Genomic DNA, 19,833 nt, shown 5'->3' on the forward strand with positions numbered 1-19,833 from the left:
CGACTAACTGGCGCGGTTTTGCTCGGCGCCTTTGGACAAACTTGGGATTGGTAACGCGATGAACCTCGGTCAGCTCCGCATCTCCCGCCGCACCGTCACCATTGCCGTGGCTTTCGTTGGCCTGGTGTCGCTGGCGATCGGCGCCCATGCCGCGTTGAACAAGCGCTCGCTGGACGCCGCCAAGGCGATCGGGACCGAACAGACCGGCTCGATCGGCGGGTCCGCCAGCCGCGTTGCGCTCGTGATCGGCAACGGCCATTACCCGGATGCTTCCGCGCCGCTCGCCCAGCCCATCAACGATGCCCGCGGCCTCACCGCGGCGCTGCGCGCCAAGGGTTTTGACGTCGATGTGGTCGAGGACGCCACCAAGGACGACATGGCCCGCGCCATCGTCCGGCTGAAGGCCAAGATCAACAAGGATACCGTGGCGATGCTGTTCTTCGGCGGCTATGGCGTCCAGGTCGGCCGCGAAAGCTTCATGGTCCCGGTCGACGCCGCGATCTGGAAGGAAGCCGACGTCCGCCGCGACGGCGTCTCGATCGAACAGGTGCTGGACGCGATGACCGAGAAGGGCGCCAAGGCCAAGCTCGTCGTCGTCGACGCCTCCCGCCGCAACCCCTATGAGCGCCGCTTCCGCTCCTATTCCCATGGCCTTGCCCCGATCTCCGCGCCGGAAAACGCGCTGATCCTGACCTCGGCAACGCCGGGCAAGGTCGCCGATGACGGCAAGGGCCAGTACAGCGTGCTGGTGACCGAGCTCTTGAACAATTTGGATTCGCAATCCGGCGCCGCCACCGCCTTCAACAAGACCCGCATCTCCGTCTCCCGCGCCTCCGACGGCGAGCAGGTGCCGCAGGTGTCGTCGTCGCTCCTGGAAGACGTCCGCATCGGCGGGTAAGGGCAGCCATCAGACACGGCATTCAAACAAAAAAGCCCCGGCCGACGCCGGGGCTTTTTTTATCGCGTCCGCTGTACTGCCGCCGTTCGCCTACTTCGGATCAGCGCTCGCCGTCACCGCCCGCACCGGATCGCCTTCACGCAATAGCGCGCCGGCGCGCGCCACCACGATATCGCCTTCCGCCAGCCCCGAGGTGATCTCGACCTGTCCGGCCGACATCAGCCCCGTCTCCACCCGCCGCGTTTCGACGCGCGCGCGCCGCACCACCTGCACCACGGTGCCGGCGGAGCCGTAGAGGATGGCGGTGAGCGGCACCGAGACGCCGCAGCTCTGCCCGGTCTTGATCTGCGCGCGGCCTGAGGAATTGACGAGCAGGCGGCGATTGGTGGTAACGCCGAGGAACACCTGCGCGAGCTGGCTGTTCGGCTCGACGGTGGTCGACAGCCGCCGCACTTTGCCGTCGACCTCGCCGGCGCCGATTATCTTGATCCGCGCGGTCTGGTTGACGGCGAGCTTTTGAATGTCGCGCGTCGGCACCATGCCGACCAGGTCGAACTCGCCGCGCGCGATGATCGAGAACAGCGCCTCGCCCTTGGCCGACGCCATCGCGCCGACGGACGCCGTCGAGGCCGAGATCACCCCGCCCACCGGCGCCTGCACCGTGATCTGCCCGCCCTCCGGGAGGCTCAGCCGCGCCAGCACCTGGCCTGCGGTAACGCTGTCGCCCGCATCCACCATCACCTCGGAAACCTTCAGCCCCATCCGTTCGGGCCGCACCTGGTTCTCCTCGCGCGGAATGACGGTGCCGGAGACTTCGACGATATTGGCGAAACAGGCCTTTGCGGCCTTGAGCACGGTGACGGCGGCGCCCTTGGCCGGGGCTTCATCGTCGGCGGCGCGGGCGGGGAAGATGCAAAGGCAGAACATCCCCGCTGCGATCAGGGGGGCCAGCTTGGGCGAAAGGTCGCGCGCGCGGATGGTCATCGGCATTTCGTTCCCGTTTTTCGGCCTTCACCGTTACCAGAAGGCCGATAGCAGAGCCAAGCGCCAAGAATGTCACTCCTCCGCCATGCTGACGGCCTCCGCCGGCGCGGGCTCTCCCGCCAGCGAAACGCCGGCCAGTTCGTCTGCGCGGGCGATATGCCGCACGATCGCGGGATTGATTGATGAGGCATGGGTGAGCGGCAGCATGTGGCCGGCGGCCGGCAAATGCTGGATTTCGGCGTCGTCCATGATTGCGCCGAGCCGCTGCACGATGCGTTGGGTAAGATAGGGTGACAGCCCGCCTGAAAACAGCAGCGTCGGAACGCGAAGCGAGGCTGCGGCAATCGTGACATTCTCTTCGGCGAACGCCGCCGAGAAATCGAAGGCGAGTTTGTGCGCGCGCTCGATCATGCGAAGGCGCGCGCTGGCCGGCAGCGGATCCTGCGGACCGGACCCGTTCCAGAACGCCGTGAACTTGTCGATCGCCTCGAGCACCGATCCATTCCAGATGTCTTCGGAAACCTCATTCGCGACCTCTGCGAAGCGCCCGTGAAGCCTTCGGTCCGCGTCACTCTCGCGCAGCAGCGTCGGCAGCACCGGCTCGATCAGCGTCAGGCTGCGCAGGCGATGCGCGAACGCCGAACAGGTCGCGATCTTGAACGCTATCGCGCCGCCGTAGGAATGGCCGACGAGATGGATCGGTCCCTCCGCGTCGTTAAGCGTGCCGCTCAAGGCTCGGACTTCTTCAGCAAGCGTCAGTGGCAGGTCCAGCGCGCATCCATTGGCGCCATAGCCCGAGATGTCAGGGGCGAAGAACCGATGGCTGCGCCCGAGCTCATCTCCGAGCGCCTTCCATTGGCGGCCCGAGCCGAGCGAGCAATGCAGCGCCACGACGCAAGCCTTGTCGCGCTCCTTGCCGCGCGCTGCGCGCGAAATCTCAATCACATTCGTCATCGGAAAATTCCTGGTTTGTGCATGGGACGCCAGCAGCGGAGCCATGCGAATGGCCCCGCTGGAATTTTCTGGAGCGAGGTTTCACCGCTTGGTGATGACGACCTCGAGATATTCGCTGGGGACGACCATCGTGCTGTCGCCGGACCTGTTCATCCGAACGATCAGGGCATGCAGGTCGTTATGCAGTTCTTCCTGTTTCACGGGGTCGAGGGCTGCGAACGCTTTCAGCACCGGCCCGTAATAGGTCTTGAATACGTCGAGGAAGTGCGACGGCGAGCGATAGCGGAACTTGAACAGGCGCGATTCCGCTCTGATCGAGCGCGCCCCGGCGTCGAACATTTCGGTCAGCCGCGCGCTTGTTCCCCACAGCGCCGGCGATTTGGCCCCAGCGGGGGGCGGCAGATATTTGCCGAGCGTCTTGAAGACCTGCCCGATAAAACCTTCCGGCGTCCAGTTCGCCAGGCCGATCTGGCCCTTAGGTCTACAGACCCGCATCAGCTCGGCCGCCGCGCGGTCCTGGTTCGGTGTGAACATGACGCCGAAGGTGGAGAGCACCGTGTCGAAGCTATTGTCGCTGAACGGCAGGTTTTCCGCGTCGGCTTCCCTGAATTCGATTTGCATGCCTTCCGCCGCGGCACGCGCCTGGCCGCGTTCCAGCAACGCCGGCACGTAGTCGGTCGAGGTGACGTCGCACCACCGCCGTGCTGCGGCAAGGCTCGCCATGCCATTGCCGGCGGCGACATCGAGCACCTTTGAGCCGGCCTTGATATCGAGCGCCTCGCAGAGTTCCTCGCCGACGATCTGGAGCGTCGCGCCGACGATCGCGTAATTGCCTGACGACCATGCGGCCTGTTGACGCGTCTTGAGGGCGGCAAGGTCCGGGGTGAGTGGGGCGGAACCGGCTTGGGTCTGGGTCGCTGCGGTCGCGGTCTGGGCGGCCATCGGTGTCTCCTCCGGTGTTATGCAGCCACGGAATGGGGCCGCGATGAACCGAACATGGCCTTGGGCGGACCTAAAGACTCTGATGCCGGGCTGATTTTGCCTTGAGACCATCCTGATTTTTCAGTGAGATTTCTTTTTTGTGAGATTTCTCACACATTCCTGACGGTAAATTCGCTCTACCTTTGACAGGAGCATGATCCGGAAAAGTGGACACCGGTTTTCCCTCGGGACAAGCGCGAAGTGTTTGCCCGGAGGTCATGCTCAGACAAGAAGTGCGGGACAAACAAAATGACCGGAAATCGCGTACCGGGACGAAATGAGCTCTGATGATTTAACCGGGATGAAGCCGTGCAATTTCACTTTTCCAACCATGTGCTTGATGTCGACCTTCGTGAGCTGACCCGCGGCGGCGAGAGTGTGGCGGTCGAGCCGCAGGTGTTCGATCTGCTGGTTCACCTGGTCGAAAACCGCGACCACGTCGTCACCAAGGACGATCTGATCGAGGCGGTGTGGGATGGCCGCATCGTCTCCGAATCCACGTTGACGAGCCGGATCAACGCCGCGCGCAGGGCGGTCGGCGACAGCGGCAAGGATCAGATGATGATCCGCACCCTGGCGCGAAAAGGTTTTCGCTTCGTCGGCGACGTGCAGCCGAAAGCTGCGAGCGGTGGCGAAGCGCGCACAGGTGCGCTCCAGCCGCTCGATCCCACGGGCGAGCCGCTGCATCCGCCGCTCCCGGCGCTTGATCGCACCGCGATCGCGGTGCTGCCGTTTGCCAATCTCTCCGGCGAGCCGGAACAGGAATATTTTTCGGAAGGCATCAGCGAGGACATCATTACCGCGCTGTCGAAGCTGCGCTGGTTCTATGTGATCGCGCGGAATTCCTCGTTCATCTACAAGCAGAAATCCGTCCACCACCAGCAGATCGGCGAAGAGCTCGGCGTCGGCTACGTCGTGGAAGGCAGCGTGCGCAAGGACGGCGACCATGTGCGCATCACCGCCCAGCTCGTCGACGTGGCCACCGGCAGTCACCTCTGGGCGGAGCGCTACGACCGTAATCTCGCCGACGTTTTCGCCGTGCAGGACGAGATCACCCAGGCCGTCGTCGCGGCGATCGAGCCGCAACTCTACGCCGCCGAGGATTTCCGGGCCCGGCGCAAGGCGCCTGACAACATGGATGCGTGGGATCTGGTGATGCGCGCGCTATCGCATTACTGGCGCGTGACGCGGCAGGACAATCTGGTGGCGCAGGCGCTTCTGGAAAAGGCGATCGCTGTCGATCCCGGTTACGGCCAGGCGCTCAGCCTGCTGGCTGCCTGCCATACGTTCAGCGCCCATATGGGCTGGCAGGAATTGTCCCAGGTCATTCCGGTCGCGGAACGCGCGGCGCTGGCGGCGATCCGGGCCGACAGCGAGGACGCGTGGGCGCACTATGCACTCGCCAGCGTCTATCTGTTCCAGGAGCGTTTTGATGATTGCATCGCCGAATTCGAACTGGCGCTGCGGCTCAATCCCAATTTCTCGCCCGCGCGCGGCATTTACGGCGTTGCGCTGTCCTATCGCGGGCGCTGGGAGGAGGGCGATCGCGCCGCGCGCGAGGCGCTGAAATTCTCACCGCGCGATCCCTTTGCCGCGATCTATTGCGGCGTCGCCGCCTATTGCCAGTATGTCGGCAAGAATTACGCGGAGGCGATCCGGCTGTCGCGCGAAGCGCTGCGGCAGCGCGCCGATTTTGTCGGCGCCCACCGCGTGCTGACGGCCGCCCTCGGCATGGCCGGCGGCACCGAGGCCGCCAAAACGGCCCTCGAGGGCCTCTGCCGCGCCCAGCCCAACATCTCGCTCGCCTGGCTGGCGACCGGATTGCCGTTCGAGCACGAGGCGGACAAGGCGCATTACCTGGAAGGGTTTCGGCGCGCGGGCTTGAAATAATTGAGACCGCAATAGCTCGCGCGGCGATATCTCAAGCTGAACTGGACGACAAATCATAGCTGTCTGAAAGTCTTCGCCGGCTGTCACGGGCATGTTGATGCTGCCCTCGCTTTCGCGAGGCAAGCATCAAGGAGAACGACATGCCGTTGATAGAGGTTCACGTCATCGAGAACGTGTTCAATGCCGAGCAGAAGCGCCAGATGATCAGCAAGCTCACCGACGCCATGGTGTCGATCGAAGGCGAGGCCATGCGCGGCGTCACCTGGGTCAAGATTTCCGAAGTCGCAAGCGGCGATTGGGGCATCGGCGGTCAGTCGTTGACCACGGAAGCCGTCAAGGATCTCGCGGCCGGCCGCAAGGTGGCCTGACGCGCGGCGCCTTGCATCGCCAGCGGGCCGGTCCTGCCAACGGTGCGGCGCGGCGCTTCCTTATCTTGATCGTTCACGCAGCCGTGTCCGGTGCTCATCGCCGCGCTGAAGCCTGCTGACACCATGCTGGCAGCAGGCCTTCGATAGAAAGGGTGCCGGCAAGCTCACCGGCTTCCGGCTACGCTTTGAAAGAAAATAGCCATGACGATACTGACCACCATTCCGACGTCCGCCACCAGGCCATTTGCCTGGCGAACTGCAATCTGGCTGGCGCGCCTGCGCCGTCTCGTCAACCGCTTCCTCGCGGCGGTGATCGCCCGCCACGAGCGTCACGCCGCGCGCGTCGCCCTGCACAGGCTCGACGACCGCCAGCTCCAGGATCTCGCGATGACCCGCTCCGAGATCGAGAGCAGGCTCGAAGAATTGGCGCAAATGCGCGCGCGAATGCAGCAGCCCGGCTGGCACTGACGGGTGGGTGCGGCCTGTTGTCAGTAGATCGGCCGCAGTCGGGCCGTCGTCCTTCGAGACGCGCTTCGCGCGTTTCAGCAGGATGACGGGTTGAGCTAGGGGTGTTTGACAAACGGGCGGAGCCGTTGGCTTTGCCCACCCTACAAAACTAGGATTTTTTCTTCATCCGCGCCGCGGCATCCACAACGTTGTCGACTTCCTCGCGCCAGCTCAAAATCTCCGCGGCCAGAATCGGATGATTGAATCCCTTCAGATTCAGATCGTCGATCGGCTTGCCCTCGACCCACGGCTCGACCATGCCGTAGACGCGCCGGGACACCACGATCTGGTTGGCCTTGGCTTCGTCGCATAGCCGCGACGCCAGATTGGTGACGCTGCCGATCGCGGCGTATTCCAGCCGCTGCTCGAAACCGATCTGGCCGAGCGTGGCGTAGCCCAGCGCGATGCCGATGCCGAAGCCGAGATTGTGGCCGCGGTTGCGCCACTTGTCGGTCAGCCCGCCGATGGTGTCGCGCATCTCGACCGCCATCCGAACGGCGCGCGCGGTGTGGTCGTCGAACTGGATCGGCGCGTTGAACAGGATCATCACGCCGTCGCCGGCATAGCGGTCGAGCGTGCCTTCATACTTGAAAATCAATTCGCCGAGGGCTGCGTGATATTCACGCAGCACATTCATCGCCTCCTCGGGCTCGGTCGTCTCGGTGAACGCTGTGAAACCGCGCAGATCGCAGAACACGACAGTGACCTCGCGGCGGTGGCTGTCGAGCAAGCCCTCATGGCCGTCGGAGGAAGCGATCAGTTGCGCCACCTGCGGCGCCAGGAAGCGCTCCAGCCGCCGGATGCGCTCGATCTCACCCAGCTGCGTCTCGACGCGCTCCTCCAGCGACTTGTTCCAGTCCTTCAGCTGGTCGGTCTGCTCCTGCAGCTTGTCGGCCTGCTGGCGCACCGTGTTGTGCGCCGTCTGAAGCTCGCGACTCTTGTGGTCCACCTCGGTGAACAGCCGCGCATTGCGCATCGCCAGCACCGCCTGGTGCGCAAAGGTCTTCATCAGCCCGATCAGATTGGCGGAGAATTCGCCCGCGTTCCGTCGCAGCACCACCAGCGATCCCAAAATGCCGGTCTGGTCGACCAAGGGCACGACCAGCACCGCGTGGAAACCGGCCGCGATCACGACATCGCGCAACGGATGATCAGGCGCGGCGCCGAGATCGGTTATCGCGATCGGCTCGCCGCTGGTTGCGGCCTCGCCGAGCGGCGAGTTGTCGGCGTCGATGGCGCGGTGGCGGCCTTCGGCGGCCTCGTCGATGCCGATCGCTTCGGTCAGGTTGAACTGGTGATTGCCGGCGTCATAGCCATAGATCAGCACCGCGTCGGCATGGGTGATTTCCAGCGCCCGCGCGGCGATCGTAGGCAGCACGGCGTTGAGGTCGAGCGAGGAGGCGACCGCGCGGCCGACTTCCTCGAGCACCTTGAGCTCGTTGATCGATTGCGCCAGATCCCGCGTCCGTTCCTTCACCTTGGATTCGAGGTTCGAATAGGTCTCGGCCAGCTGCCCGGCCATGCCGTTGAACTGGTTGGCGAGCTCCTCCAGCTCGTCGGAGGTCTTCACCTCGATGCGATGACCGAAATCGCCGGCGCCGAGCCGCCGCGCGCCGGCCTGCAGCGCCGTGATCGGCACCAGCATCCGCCGCGCCATGATGGTGCCGGCGATGATCGCGACCACGAGGCCGAGCCCGATCAAAAGCGCGATCCGCACCAGTTGATCGCGGATCGGCGTCAGCGCCTGCGCCGTCTCCTGTTCGAAGAACACGTGCCAGCCGAGTTTTGGCACCAGGCTCGACGTCGTCAGCACGGCGTTGCCCCTGGCATCCTTGCCCGATGCCGGCGCCACGCCGCCCGGCTTGCTGACGGCTTGGACCTGCGGCAGCTTTGACAGGTTCTTGCCAACCTCGGGCCCGGTCGAGGAGGCGGCGAGGACGTCGCCCCTGGCGTCGGTGACATAGGCAAACGCCACCTTGCCGACCTGGGCGTCGATCAAAAATTCCGACAGGAAGTCGAGGTCGATCTGGGCGATGGTGATGCTACCATCGGCATGCGGCAGCGTGATCGACGTGAACGGCCGCTCGCCGCGGACGTAGGCCGGCGCAAAAGAGGTGCCGCGCGAGAGCGTCTCGGTCAGCCTGACGTCGCGGGAAAAATCGGCGTTGCTGTCGAGCGTGACGGTCTGGCGCGTCATGCGGAGCTGTTCGCGGCCCTGGGCGTTGAGCAGCGAGAGCTGGCTGACCTGCGGCACCTGCCGCAGCAATTGCCCGTAATCGTCGCGGCGCCTGTCGCGCGTGTCGGAGGAGGCCCGCGTCACCCAGGAAATCTGCCGCTCGAGGTCCGACAGCGATTGCTGGATCCGCTTGGCGGTCGCCTCCGCCTTCTCGCTCATGCCGTCGTTGAGCGATCTCTTGATGCCGCGATAGGTGATCCAGGTCTCGATCGCGCCGTTGACCGCCAGCACGAACACGACAAGGCCGACCAGGGCGACGACATATTTGGCGAACAGCCCTTCGCGCAGAAACCCTATTCTGTCCCTGACCTCGTTCATCCGGACCCTCGTGCGCCACGGCCTCGCGCGCGCGCATCGGCATTTCACTGGTGCCGGCCTGTCTCGGCAGCCCCGGTATCAAGGCCTGTCTAGCACGAATTGGGGGCAGGGATTGTGGGTCCGCCCACATGGTTGAGCACCAATTATAGGCGGGAATCACCGGAGATTCGTCATGCCCGGGCTTGCTTAACCTCGCCCCGCTGGCGGGGAGAGGGGGGCGGCCTCAGCGGTTGAAAAGCTGCCGCAAGACGTCGTTCATCGGCTGACTGTCCTGTTGGGCGGTCGTTTCGCTCGGCGGCGCGGGAGGCGCGGGCTCGGCGGCCGGAACGTCATCAGCCGGCGTGGCTTGGGTCGGCGCCTCGGCGGGCGAGGTGCGGCTCGGGATGCTGCGCTGGCCGCTCGGTCGGCTGCCGCTCTGGCCTTGGTTCTGACCGAGGCCGCCCAAGCCCTGCTGCAGGAGATTGCCGATGGTCTCGCCGAGCTGGCCGCCGAGCGGACTGCCCGGCTGGGCTCCAGCCGATCCACCGGCCCCGCCTTGCTGTCCGCCGTCCGTCCCCTTCTGTCCGCCGAGCAGGCTGCCGATTGCCGCCCCGATGCCCGCGCCCTTCTCGCCGAACAGGCCCTTGCCCATCTCCTTCAGCTTGGCATAGGCGCCGTCGGGATTGTCGAGGATGCCCTGCATCTCCGGATAGATCCGCGGGCTTCCCCACGGGCCGGAGATCATCACGGGGATGCCGAGCCCGACCGGATCGCTGGCGCGGCCCTGGCCTTCGGTGGTCATCACCAGTTTCGGCTCGACGCGGAACCCGATCTGTTTGGTGCCGAGATCGATGGTGCCCGCGCCGGTCATCTTGACCAGCGGGCCGACCAGATTGAGATCGGTGGTCTGCGCCTGACCCTTGTCGATCTTGAACGACGCCGACAATTGCGAAAGGTCGGTCGCCTTCTCCTCGCTCGCCTGCCAGCCGGACAACGTGCTCGCCGTCAGCGAGCGGATCATCTGCGCGACGTTGAGCCCCTTGATGGCGCCGTCCTGAAATACGACGAAGGCGGTGCCGGCCATGTTCGACATGATCGCGCGCTGGCTGGTGCCTGCGGAGCGCACGCTGACCTTCGCCTGCATCTTACCGTCGATCCCGTTGAAGTCGGCGATGCCGTCCAGCAGCGGCAGCGCGCGCACGCCGGTGAGGTCGGCCCGCATCGCATAGGTAGGATTGACGGTGGAGACGTCGACGATCAGATCGCCAGTGGCGTTGCCTTCGTAGGCGCCGAGGTTGGAAACCTGCGCCTTCAGGACGCCGCTTGCGAGCGTGGCATCGATCGCTGCGGGGATGAAACGCGCGTCGCCGATCTTGAGCTCGGCCGCGGAAATGCGCACCTGCAGGTCGATATAATTGAGGCCGTTGACGTCGATCGTCGCACTGCTCCAGGGCTGGCCTGCGGAACTAACGGTGCTGCGCGTCGTCGCGACCGCGAGCTTCTGGAAATCGAGGTCGAGCTTCACCAGCGGCTTGCTCGACAGATCGACCGAGGCCCAGCCATTGAACGCGGCATCGCCGAGCGCGCCGGTGACGCCGTTGATCATGACGACGGAGCCGTTGAGGCGGGCTTCGGCCTTGGCCGTGAGCGGGGCGGGCAACAGGTCGGGCGCGTCGATCTTGATCTCGGCCGGGATATTCTGCCGCTCGATCGGGGCTGCAGGCAGCGTCGCCTTGAGCTCGAATTTCAGCGGATGGCCGTCCCTGCGGGCGCCGCCTGTTAGCACGACCTTGCGGTCGGAATCGATGGTGACGTCGGCGTTGACGGTCTCGAACCGGCGCTCGACGCGGTCGCGCAGGTTGGAGAGCACGATGGTGCCGCCGGTGACGCTGATATGTTCGATCGAAAAGGCATCGGTCGCCTTGCCGGCAGTGGGCTTCGACGGAGGAATGACCTCCCTGTCGCGCTCGCGCCGCAGCGGCAAATTCGCCACCGGGCGTATGATCGCGAGCTCAGTGATATGCGGCTTGCCGGCCCACAGGCTGGCGAGCGTCACGTCCGCCTCGATGCTAGCGGCCGCGAAGTGGCGGTTGATTTCGCGGTCCTTCGGATTCTGCAGCGTGACATCGTTCAGCGTGATGTTGAGCGATGGCCACAGGCCGATCCTGGCGCCGCCATTGATGGCGAGCTTGTAGCCGGTTTCCCGCTCGACCCGCTCCTGGATCTGCGCCGTCAGGAAGCCCGACGGGATGCCGATCACCAGCAGCAGCGCGATGACGACGATCACGGCTGCGATGACGGCGCCGGCAATTTTCAGTGCTTTCATATCGACATTCCAGACCGCGCAAACGGCACTTATTTCGGTGGCGCGAGACGTGAGCGCAACCGGTCAGGCGAGCTTATCCCGGAAAGGGGTCGGGCCCAAAGAAGCCAAAAATATTCCGGGGGTGCTGCAATGTTATGTGACTTATGACACACTCGTAGGCGCTGGAATCCTGCTAACCGCCGAGGTGGGCAGGTCCGGGACGATTTAGAAGGTAATAGTACAATGAGCAAACAGGCCGAATTTGCGGTCATCCTGAAAATGAACCCGATGTTCGCGGATTTGGGCGCGGATGAATTGCAGCGCATCTCCGGTCTTTGCCACACTGCGCAGCTCGGCCTTGGCGAAATGCTGTTCCAGAAGGGCGATGCAGGCGACGCGCTGTATGGTGTGCGACGCGGCCAGATCCGGATCGAGACTGGCGCCTCCGACGGCAGCCGCCTGACGCTGAATTTCATGGGCCCCGGCGATCTGTTCGGCGAAGTCGCCGTCCTCGACGGTGAGAGCCGCACCGCGGACGCCACTGCCGGCGAGCCCTCGGAACTGTTCGTGCTGCGGCGCGAGGATTTCCTGGCCTTCCTCGAGCGTGAGCCCAAGGTCGCGATCAAGATCATGATGCTGTTGTGCCAGCGCATCCGCTGGCAGAGCGAGCGGATGGAAGAATCCGTGCTGCAGCCGCTGCCGGTGCGCCTGGCGCGGCGGCTCTGCGCACTCGCCTCCGATTTCGGTTCCGAAGTGCACATCTCGCAGGAGCAACTCGGCGTCTTCGTCGGCGCCGCCCGCGAAAGCGTCAACCGTCAACTGCAGCTCTGGCGCAAGGACGGCATTCTCGATCTGCAGCGCGGGCGCATCCTGCTGCAGAACATGACCAAGCTGACGGCGGTGGCACGGAACGAGTGAGGTTTCCCTCCTTCGTCAACCATGACCTGCTGTGGTATGATGACCGAATGAACAAGATACTCAAAGAAGTGATCGAGCACGCTGAGGCCTGGCCCGTGGAGGATCAGCAATAACTCGCCGAGTACGCTCGCGAAATCGAGGCGCGCCGGACCGGCGTCTACTCGATGTCAGACGATGAGCGGTCGGCGGTCGCAAAGGGTTTGGCTGAGGCCGATCGCGGGGAATTCGTGTCGAATGAAACCGCGAACGTCACGACAGGTGAGCTACGATTGCTTTAGCAAATCGTGCACTGCGTCAGGTTCGATCTTACGGTGGACAATTAGCGCCCTCGCGATTTTTTCAACTTGATCGGAGTGCGTTATGAGCAACTCATAAGCTCTTTGATGGCCCGCGTCTCTAAGCGCAATGCTGGCGGCCTCCTCGAAGCCATCAAGCAATTCGATCATCATTCCGTAGTCGCCCCATCCAGCACCAGGATGCGTGGGAGCCTTGAATAACTTCTGAGCCTCCAGCCCCGCCGCACAAACTGCAAGCGCCTCTGTTAGCGGAAGATCCGGATCGTGTTCGATATCAGCGGAGCCCTTGGCTTCATCTCCGCCGATGCCGATTTCTATACGGCCCACTCTCAATCCTAGAACTGATGCGACAACCGCGTGTCCGGCTTCATGATAGGCGGCTCCTCGGAGGTCTCGGCTCGCCATCGGCTTCACTCTTCAGCTCGCATTCCAAAGATTGCACCCTCACTTCGCCGCGGGCGACATTGCGGGCGGCACCGACGGCGGTCCCTTGGCGGGCGGCTGGTGATGATCCGATCCGTGGCTGGCGGGCGCGGCCTCGGTCTCGCCGCTTGACACCAGCAGCTTCTTGCCGAAGCGCCAGCACAGCGCGCCGAGATCGTCCATCACCATGAACATCGCCGGCACGAATACCAGCGACAGGATGGTCGAAAAGATCAGGCCGCCGATCACGGCGAGCGCCATCGGCGAGCGGAATTCGCCGCCGGCGCCGATCGCCAGGGCTGACGGCATCATGCCCGCGGCCATCGCGATCGTCGTCATCACGATCGGGCGCGCGCGCTTCATGCCGGCGTCGATGATGGCCTCGTCGCGCGGCTTGCCCTCGCGGATCGCTTCCACCGCGAACTCCACCAGCATGATCGCGTTCTTGGTGACGATGCCCATCAGCATCAAGATGCCGATCCACACCGGCGTGGTGAGTTGCTTGCCGGTCAGCAGCAATGCCGCGATGGCGCCACCGATCGAAAGCGGCAACGAGAACAGGATGGTGATCGGCTGCAGGAACGTGCCGAACAGCAGCACCAGCACGGCATAGACCATCATCAGGCCGGCGGTGATGGCAGTGGCAAAGCCTTCCGACAATTCGTTGAGGCTTTCGGCGTCGCCCGACGGGCTCACCTTCACGCCCTTCGGCAGGCTCTTCATGACCGGAAGGTCGTAGATCTTCTTGGTCGCATCACCCAGCGCTGCGGTGCCGACGAGGTCGGCGGCCACCGTCGCCTGCCGTTCGCGGTCGTAGCGGTTGATGCTGGTCGGACCCTGGTCGAGCTGGATGTCGGCGACAACCGACAGCGGCACACCGCCGCGTTCGCCGCGCTGGCCGAGCGGCACCCGCAATTGCTGCAGCATCTGCAGGTCGCTGCGCGCACTGTCCTCGAGCTGGACGCGGATCGGCACCTGACGATCGCCGGCATCGAATTTCGCCAAGGCCGGTCCGACGTCGCCGATAGTGGCGACACGAATGGTCTGCGACAGGCTTTCGGTGGAGACGCCGAGCCGCGCCGCCAGCTCCGCGCGCGGCCGGATACGCAGTTCGGGCCGGTCGAGCGAGGTTTCCGAAATCACGTTGGCGACGATCGGAATCCGCTTCATCTGCGTCGCCAGCTCACTGGCGACGTTGTTGACGATGTTGCTGTCGACCCCGGTCACCACCAGCGAAATTGCGCGCAGGCCGTTTTCATCGAGGAACCAGAAGCGGATGTCCGGAACGTTTTCCAGGTCCTGGCCGATCTCGAGTTCGAGCTGCCGCTGCGTGATCTTGCGATCGGCTTTCGGCGTGTAATTGATGATCAGCGCGGCGCGGCGCACTTCCTGCGTTCCCGGCGGCACCCTGCCGCCATCGACGAAGATGCTCTTCACCTCGGGCCGCTTGCGCAGGCGGGCGACGATTTCCTCCGTCACCTTCTCGGTGTAGGCGAGCTGCGAACCGGGCGGCAGCTCCATCGCCAGCAGCGAACGCGCGGTGTCTTGCGCCGGCAGGAAGCCTTGCGGCAACAGCGTGATGCTCCAGATCGAGGCCGCGAACACGCCGAAGCCGATCAAGACGGTGATGAAATAGTGCCGCACCGACCAGGTCACGAGCTTGGTGTAGGTCTGCAGAACGCGCCCGGGCGGCGGATCCTCGTGCGGGTGGTCCTTCAGGAAGTAGGCGGCGAGCACCGGCGTCACGAAACGAGCCGCGAGCAGCGAGAAGAACACCTGCACCGACACGGTGATGCCGAACTGCTTGAAGAATTGCCCGGCGATCCCCGACATGAAGCTGGCGGGCGCAAAGATCGCGATGATCGTCAGCGAGATCGCGATCACGGCGAGGCCGATTTCGTCGGCCGCTTCGAGGGCCGCGCGATAAGGCGACTTGCCCATGCGCATGTGGCGCACGATGTTCTCGATCTCGACGATGGCGTCGTCGACCAGAATACCCGTGGACAGCGTGATGGCGAGGAAGGAGACCAGGTTCAGCGAGAAGCCGAGCAGGTCCATCGCCCAGAACGCCGGGAAGATCGACAGCGGCAGCGAGATCGCGGCGATGATGGTTGCGCGAATGTCGCGCAAAAACAGCAAGACGACGATGACCGCGAGGATCGCGCCTTCGAAAAGGGTCGAGATCGCCGCATGGTAATTGCCTTTGGTGAATTCGACCGAGGTGTCGATCAGCTTCAGATCGACGTCGGGATAGGCGACCTTCAGCGCATCGATTCGAACCTGCACGGCATCGGCGACCTTCACGTCGCTGGCGCCTTTGGATCGCTTGATGCCCAGTGCCACGACAGGCTCGCCGTTGAAGCGGGCAAAGGTGCTGCGATCGGCGATGGTGTCGGTAACGGTGCCGAGATCGTCGAGCCGCACTTCGCCGCCGCCGAACAGCGGGATCATGGTGCCGGCGAGTTCGTTCAGCGTCTTGGCGCCGGCTAGCGTACGGATCGCCTGGTCGTTCTTGCCGATTTGGGCGCGGCCACCGGCGACGTCGACATTGGTGCCGCGCAGCATCTGGCTGACGTTGACGGCCGTGAGCCCCGCGGCCTGCAGCCGGTCGGGATCGAGCGAGACAAGAATCTCGCGCTCGACACCGCCGATACGCTCGACCTGCGCCACGCCGCGTACGCCCTGCAGCGCGCGTTTGACGACGTCATCGACGAAATAGGAAAGCTGTTCCGGCGTCTTGCCGGGCGAGATCGCAGCGTAAGTGACGATTGGCAGGCCGATCACGTCGACACGCTGGATCAGCGGTTCATTGACGTTCTGCGGCAGGTTGGAACGTACGCGCGTGACGGCGTCCTTGACGTCATTGAGCGCGCGGTCGGTGTTGGTCTCCAGCGCGAACTGGATCGTGGTCACCGACAGGCCGTCGGTAATCGACGACGAAATATGCCGAACGCCCTCGACGCCGGATACGCCGTCCTCGATCGTCTTGGTGACCTGGCTTTCCAGTTCGGCCGGTGCGGCGCCGAATTGCGCGACCGCGACCGAAATCACGGGGATGTCGGCGCTCGGCAGCCGTGTCACCGCGAGTTTGGTGAAGCTGACCCAGCCCAGCACAAGGAGAATGATCGAAAAGACAATCGAAGGCAGCGGGTTCCGAATCGACCATGCCGAGATATTCAAAGCCATTAGCGTGCCCGCGTGCGCTCGAGTTCGTCGGCGAACATGGTCTTGACCTGGTCGCCGTCATGCAAGGACGTGCCAGCATCGGCCACGACGGTTTCGCCGACGTCGAGGCCTTCAAGAATTTCGGTGGAGGTTTCGGAAGTCAGGCCGACGCGCACCCTTCGCGTCTCGATGATGTTGCCTTTCACGACCTGCAGCGTCAGGCGGTCGATGGCGGTACGCGGAACGGCGACGCCGCAGGAGCGCTTGGCGTCGATATTGGCGCGGGCAAACATGCCGATCTTGAGCGAGGGATTGTTGTTCAGCGAAATCCGGACCTTGCCCAGCTGCGTGGTGCGGTCGATCTGCGGCAAGATCTGCCGGACCTTGCCGACCACGTCGGGCGCGTCGTCACGGCTGATCCGCACCGTAGCACCCGGATTGAGCTTGAGCAGGTGAACGCTCGGCACTTCGGCCTCGAGCTCGATTTCGTTGTTCACGGAAATACGGAACATCGGGCCGGCCTGCGGTGAGGCGGGAGCGCCGACCGCGGTCCTGACCTCGGTGACGAGACCGGCGGCGGGGGCGCGCAGTGAGACCGGCCCGGGCTTGCCGGCGGGGGCGCCTGGTATTTGCGGCGGTGCAGTGAGGCGTGCCAGTTCCTGATTTTCGGTGACCGTGTCGCCTTCCTTGACGAGCAGGTCGGTGACGCGGGAGCCCTCCTGATCAACGCCGACCTGCGCTTCGCGGCGCGGTACGATGAAGCCGGTGACGCGCACCATGTCGGAGAAGCAGGCATTGGTGGACTTGGTCACGATCACCAGCGCCTGGCCCGGCGTGTCTTTCTCTTCCGGGTGCGAACGGAGCTCGAACCAGTAATAGCCGAAGGCCACAACGGCAACGAAAGCCACGCCGAGCGCAGGTTTGAGGTATTCGGAGAGTTTCATCGCCGGATCAATCCAGACTGGAAGTCAAATCAAACAGGGCGCATTTGGCCGGCCGAAGGCCTGCAATGGAGCCCAAAACGAATACGTCCCGCACGGGTGCTGCGGGACGTATTGTAGCCGGAAACTATTGGTCGGCGCACGCCCTTACTTGCAGGTCTTTGCCTGCAAGGCCTTATTTGGCTGCGTTCGACGCCGTGGACTTGTTTTCCATGTTCACGACCTGGACGCGGCGGTTCACTTCCGCCATCGGCTGGCCTGGATCCTTGAGCTTGCTCTTGCCATATCCGACGGTCACGAGATCGGTGCCGTTGATGCCATATTTGTCGACGAGATAGCGCTTGATCGCGTCGGCGCGGCGCTCGGAGAGATCCTGGTTATAGGTTTCACCGCCGGCCGCGTCGGTATGGCCCGCGACCACGAAGGTCGAGCCCTTGAGATCGTTGTTGGTGAGTGCGCGGCCGAGCGCCTGAACCGACGGCAGCGACTTCGTGCTGATATCGGCCGAGTTGTAGTCGAAGTTGATCTCCAGATCGATCTTCGGCTTGTCCTTGACGATGGCGGCGATCTCTTCGCGTTCCGCACTCGAAAGCGAGCGCGTGGAGCGGCCGCGGATCTTCTGGACGAACTTGCCTTCGGCGGCGGCGACTGCCGGGTCGACAACGGTCTGCGGACCGGTAGAAAGGCCGCGGGTCAGCGGCTTCTTTTCCGGCGCCAGCGCGCGGACGATCTGATCCTCGGTGACGTTCTTGTCCTGCGCCAGCGCGGTTCCCGCACCGAACGAAATTGCGGCGCCGAGTGTGGCAACCGAGACGATTGCGGTGAAGGTTTTCGCTGCTGAGATATTTGCCATTGCCTGTCCCCTCCTGCGGGCGTCCCGCGCGTTCCAACGTCATCCAATTGAGCTGCCGGACCCTTGGATTGCGGCCGGCTGCTTACTTTAGTCTGTGCGCCCCGCCGCGGGGTTCGAAGGGCCCCCAGCCTTCATCCAAAAAAACGTCACTGCACCCCGTAATCGGCGAATTCCTTGACGATATTGGGGTCCATCGCCTTCGCGTTGTTGATATCCAGGTCGCCTTCCGAAATCGAGCCGTTGCGCTTCTTGGCAAGGCCCCGGCCATACAGCGACGACGTCAATCTCGGGTTGATCTTGAGAGCGGCATCGAAATCAGCAATTGCATTCTTGTTTTGGCCACTCTTCAGGTTGACGAGGCCGCGGCTGTCAAGCGCGTCGACGAAATTCGGTCGCAGCCGCAACGCCTCGTTGCAATCTTTCAGGGCCGCCTGCAGGTCGCCGATCACCGTGCGCGCCCAGCAGCGGTTGTTGAAGGCTTCCACATCCTTCGGGTTCAGCCGCAGCGAATTGTTGAAGTCCTTGATGGCGAGTTCGTAGGCGCCTTTGCTCGCATAGACCTGCCCGCGCCGGTACAGCGCGGCCGCATCGTCCGGATTGTCCTTGAGCTTGTCGTTCAGGCTCTTGATGGTGGGGTCGTCGGCAAGCGCGGACCCCGGCGGGCTGGGGCTCTCGGGCGGCTTGGCCGGCGGCGGTGGCGGCGAAATCGCGGCTTCAACCGGTTTTTGTGCCGCGGGCGGCGGAGGCGGAGGTGCCGGGGCTGCCACCGTCGGGGGCGAAGGCGCGGGAGCAGGAGCGGGTGGCGCTGCAGGCGCCGTGGCCACAGGGGTCGAAGGCTGGCTCGCCGGCCGCGGGCCTGAGCCGCTGGGGATGAAGGAGAAATCCTCGGCCAGCGACGACGAAATCCACGGCACCTGTTCCTGGCGCGAGGCGCGGGTCACGCCGACACGGGTGCGATTAAGCGTTTCCTCCGCCATCAAATCGGGAGTGCGAATTTCCTTCAGCAGCTCTTTCACGAACAGGCTGCGGTCGCTGCCATTGTCCGAAACGACGGACGAGAGCGCGGCCGAATACATCACCAGCGTGCCGTTCGGCGCAATCACCGGCGCAAGGCCTGCGGAAAAACTGCGAAAGCGACGCTCGAACGGATTGCGCCTGGAGGCATCGATCAGCGCGATCTTGACGCCGGCGCCGCGGCTGTTGATCTCCCCCAGCACGGCCTCGAGGCTGAACCCGTCACGGCGGACGTCGGGCTCGGTCCAGATCTGGGCATCGACGGGGATCATGTAGCTCTGGCGGCTCGACTGCACGCCAAAGCCGGAGAAGAAGATCAGCGCGACGGAGCCCGGCTTGATCTTGCCGTACAGGCGCTCGAAAGCCCGGCGCATCTGCTCGGCGGTCAGGTTCTCGCCGATATCGACATTGAAACCGTCGCGCTTGAGCTCCTCGGCGATGTCACGCGCATCGTTGATCGGCTCCTTCAGCGGCGCCTCGGCGTCCGGATATTTCGCGTTGCCGATGACCAGCGCATAGCGCTCGCCGGCTGCGAACGACGGGGCTACCGACGCGACTGAAAAAAGCAATGTGAGGATCAATGCGAGGCGGATTTTCATAATGACGGCAGTCCAGATCACGGCAGTCCAGCCCAAATAGCGCCGATGCCAGCTCGCGCCGCGGCGACCTTACTCTACGCTTTCGGCATTATCAAACCGCGCCCGCGGCCCGTCAACTGCTTGCGATGTCGTCACTAATTGCGACAATTAACCGCGACAGGGCCGGGCGGATGAAGGGAATAAAATCGTCTGTGATGGCAGAAC

The 19,833-nt window shown here is 64.1% G+C and carries 15 protein-coding genes; 5 read left to right on the plus strand and 10 right to left on the minus strand.

Going from position 1 to position 19,833, the window contains the following annotated elements; all coding sequences use genetic code 11:
* Positions 1 to 58: 58 nt before the first annotated feature.
* Positions 59 to 898: a caspase family protein gene (locus ACVWVY_RS07725; protein ID WP_456625810.1), complete on the plus strand. Its 840-nt coding sequence runs from the start codon at positions 59 to 61 to the stop codon at positions 896 to 898.
* A 90-nt stretch (positions 899 to 988) separates the two neighbouring features.
* On the opposite strand, the gene ACVWVY_RS07730 is transcribed toward ACVWVY_RS07725, so the two are convergent.
* The 3 genes from ACVWVY_RS07730 to ACVWVY_RS07740 all read right to left on the minus strand — a co-directional run bounded on the left by ACVWVY_RS07730 (position 989) and on the right by ACVWVY_RS07740 (position 3,778).
* Entirely contained in the window at positions 989 to 1,882 is an 894-nt protein-coding gene (locus tag ACVWVY_RS07730) for an efflux RND transporter periplasmic adaptor subunit (protein WP_456625811.1), read from the minus strand.
* A gap of 72 nt (positions 1,883 to 1,954) precedes the next feature.
* Entirely contained in the window at positions 1,955 to 2,836 is an 882-nt protein-coding gene (locus ACVWVY_RS07735; RefSeq protein WP_456625812.1) for an alpha/beta fold hydrolase, read from the minus strand.
* A gap of 81 nt (positions 2,837 to 2,917) precedes the next feature.
* Entirely contained in the window at positions 2,918 to 3,778 is an 861-nt protein-coding gene (locus ACVWVY_RS07740; RefSeq protein ID WP_456625813.1) for a class I SAM-dependent methyltransferase, read from the minus strand.
* A gap of 348 nt (positions 3,779 to 4,126) precedes the next feature.
* On the opposite strand from ACVWVY_RS07740, the gene ACVWVY_RS07745 reads away from it, so the two are divergent.
* The 3 genes from ACVWVY_RS07745 to ACVWVY_RS07755 all read left to right on the plus strand — a co-directional run bounded on the left by ACVWVY_RS07745 (position 4,127) and on the right by ACVWVY_RS07755 (position 6,543).
* Entirely contained in the window at positions 4,127 to 5,707 is a 1,581-nt protein-coding gene (locus ACVWVY_RS07745; RefSeq protein ID WP_456625814.1) for a winged helix-turn-helix domain-containing tetratricopeptide repeat protein, read from the plus strand.
* A 140-nt stretch (positions 5,708 to 5,847) separates the two neighbouring features.
* Positions 5,848 to 6,075 (plus strand): tautomerase family protein, encoded by a 228-nt coding sequence (locus ACVWVY_RS07750; protein ID WP_334391390.1) that lies wholly within the window; start codon positions 5,848 to 5,850, stop codon positions 6,073 to 6,075.
* 201 nt (positions 6,076 to 6,276) lie between these two features.
* Positions 6,277 to 6,543: a DUF1127 domain-containing protein gene (locus ACVWVY_RS07755; RefSeq protein ID WP_456625815.1), complete on the plus strand. Its 267-nt coding sequence runs from the start codon at positions 6,277 to 6,279 to the stop codon at positions 6,541 to 6,543.
* A gap of 148 nt (positions 6,544 to 6,691) precedes the next feature.
* On the opposite strand, the gene ACVWVY_RS07760 is transcribed toward ACVWVY_RS07755, so the two are convergent.
* Together ACVWVY_RS07760 and ACVWVY_RS07765 are read right to left on the minus strand one after the other, a co-directional pair.
* Entirely contained in the window at positions 6,692 to 9,136 is a 2,445-nt protein-coding gene (locus tag ACVWVY_RS07760) for an adenylate/guanylate cyclase domain-containing protein (RefSeq protein WP_456625816.1), read from the minus strand.
* A gap of 223 nt (positions 9,137 to 9,359) precedes the next feature.
* Complete coding sequence (locus ACVWVY_RS07765) at positions 9,360 to 11,441, minus strand: AsmA family protein (protein WP_456625817.1); 2,082 nt, start codon at positions 11,439 to 11,441, stop codon at positions 9,360 to 9,362.
* 222 nt (positions 11,442 to 11,663) lie between these two features.
* Between ACVWVY_RS07765 and ACVWVY_RS07770 the strand changes: the two genes are divergently transcribed.
* Positions 11,664 to 12,338, plus strand: coding sequence for a Crp/Fnr family transcriptional regulator (locus tag ACVWVY_RS07770; RefSeq protein ID WP_456625818.1), 675 nt, complete (start codon positions 11,664 to 11,666; stop codon positions 12,336 to 12,338).
* A gap of 263 nt (positions 12,339 to 12,601) precedes the next feature.
* On the opposite strand, the gene ACVWVY_RS07775 is transcribed toward ACVWVY_RS07770, so the two are convergent.
* The 5 genes from ACVWVY_RS07775 to ACVWVY_RS07795 all read right to left on the minus strand — a co-directional run bounded on the left by ACVWVY_RS07775 (position 12,602) and on the right by ACVWVY_RS07795 (position 19,629).
* On the minus strand, positions 12,602 to 12,961 hold the full coding sequence (locus tag ACVWVY_RS07775) for a hypothetical protein (protein ID WP_456625819.1): 360 nt from the start codon (positions 12,959 to 12,961) through the stop codon (positions 12,602 to 12,604).
* Between the two features lie 117 nt (positions 12,962 to 13,078).
* Positions 13,079 to 16,243 carry an efflux RND transporter permease subunit gene (locus tag ACVWVY_RS07780; RefSeq protein WP_456625820.1) on the minus strand — a complete coding sequence of 1,055 codons (3,165 nt, stop codon included), beginning with the start codon at positions 16,241 to 16,243 and terminating at the stop codon, positions 13,079 to 13,081.
* Positions 16,243 to 17,166: an efflux RND transporter periplasmic adaptor subunit gene (locus ACVWVY_RS07785; protein WP_456625821.1), complete on the minus strand. Its 924-nt coding sequence runs from the start codon at positions 17,164 to 17,166 to the stop codon at positions 16,243 to 16,245. The genes ACVWVY_RS07780 and ACVWVY_RS07785 overlap by 1 nt, the downstream gene beginning before the upstream one ends.
* Before the next feature lie 172 nt (positions 17,167 to 17,338).
* Positions 17,339 to 18,016 (minus strand): OmpA family protein, encoded by a 678-nt coding sequence (locus ACVWVY_RS07790; protein ID WP_456625822.1) that lies wholly within the window; start codon positions 18,014 to 18,016, stop codon positions 17,339 to 17,341.
* Between the two features lie 146 nt (positions 18,017 to 18,162).
* Positions 18,163 to 19,629 carry a caspase family protein gene (locus tag ACVWVY_RS07795; RefSeq protein WP_456625823.1) on the minus strand — a complete coding sequence of 489 codons (1,467 nt, stop codon included), beginning with the start codon at positions 19,627 to 19,629 and terminating at the stop codon, positions 18,163 to 18,165.
* Positions 19,630 to 19,833: the final 204 nt, after the last annotated feature.

The organism is Bradyrhizobium sp. URHC0002, assembly GCF_054059515.1.

Excerpts from the sequence above, each read along its gene's own strand:
- ACVWVY_RS07740 (WP_456625813.1), bottom strand. The coding sequence starts at position 3,778 with ATGGCCGCCCAGACCGCGACCGCAGCGACCCAGACCCAAGCCGGTTCC.
- ACVWVY_RS07785 (WP_456625821.1), bottom strand. The coding sequence starts at position 17,166 with ATGAAACTCTCCGAATACCTCAAACCTGCGCTCGGCGTGGCTTTCGTT.
- ACVWVY_RS07750 (WP_334391390.1), top strand. The coding sequence starts at position 5,848 with ATGCCGTTGATAGAGGTTCACGTCATCGAGAACGTGTTCAATGCCGAG.
- ACVWVY_RS07725 (WP_456625810.1), top strand. The coding sequence starts at position 59 with ATGAACCTCGGTCAGCTCCGCATCTCCCGCCGCACCGTCACCATTGCC.
- ACVWVY_RS07735 (WP_456625812.1), bottom strand. The coding sequence starts at position 2,836 with ATGACGAATGTGATTGAGATTTCGCGCGCAGCGCGCGGCAAGGAGCGC.
- ACVWVY_RS07790 (WP_456625822.1), bottom strand. The coding sequence starts at position 18,016 with ATGGCAAATATCTCAGCAGCGAAAACCTTCACCGCAATCGTCTCGGTT.
- ACVWVY_RS07760 (WP_456625816.1), bottom strand. The coding sequence starts at position 9,136 with ATGAACGAGGTCAGGGACAGAATAGGGTTTCTGCGCGAAGGGCTGTTC.
- ACVWVY_RS07795 (WP_456625823.1), bottom strand. The coding sequence starts at position 19,629 with ATGAAAATCCGCCTCGCATTGATCCTCACATTGCTTTTTTCAGTCGCG.
- ACVWVY_RS07780 (WP_456625820.1), bottom strand. The coding sequence starts at position 16,243 with ATGGCTTTGAATATCTCGGCATGGTCGATTCGGAACCCGCTGCCTTCG.
- ACVWVY_RS07730 (WP_456625811.1), bottom strand. The coding sequence starts at position 1,882 with ATGACCATCCGCGCGCGCGACCTTTCGCCCAAGCTGGCCCCCCTGATC.
- ACVWVY_RS07770 (WP_456625818.1), top strand. The coding sequence starts at position 11,664 with ATGAGCAAACAGGCCGAATTTGCGGTCATCCTGAAAATGAACCCGATG.
- ACVWVY_RS07765 (WP_456625817.1), bottom strand. The coding sequence starts at position 11,441 with ATGAAAGCACTGAAAATTGCCGGCGCCGTCATCGCAGCCGTGATCGTC.
- ACVWVY_RS07755 (WP_456625815.1), top strand. The coding sequence starts at position 6,277 with ATGACGATACTGACCACCATTCCGACGTCCGCCACCAGGCCATTTGCC.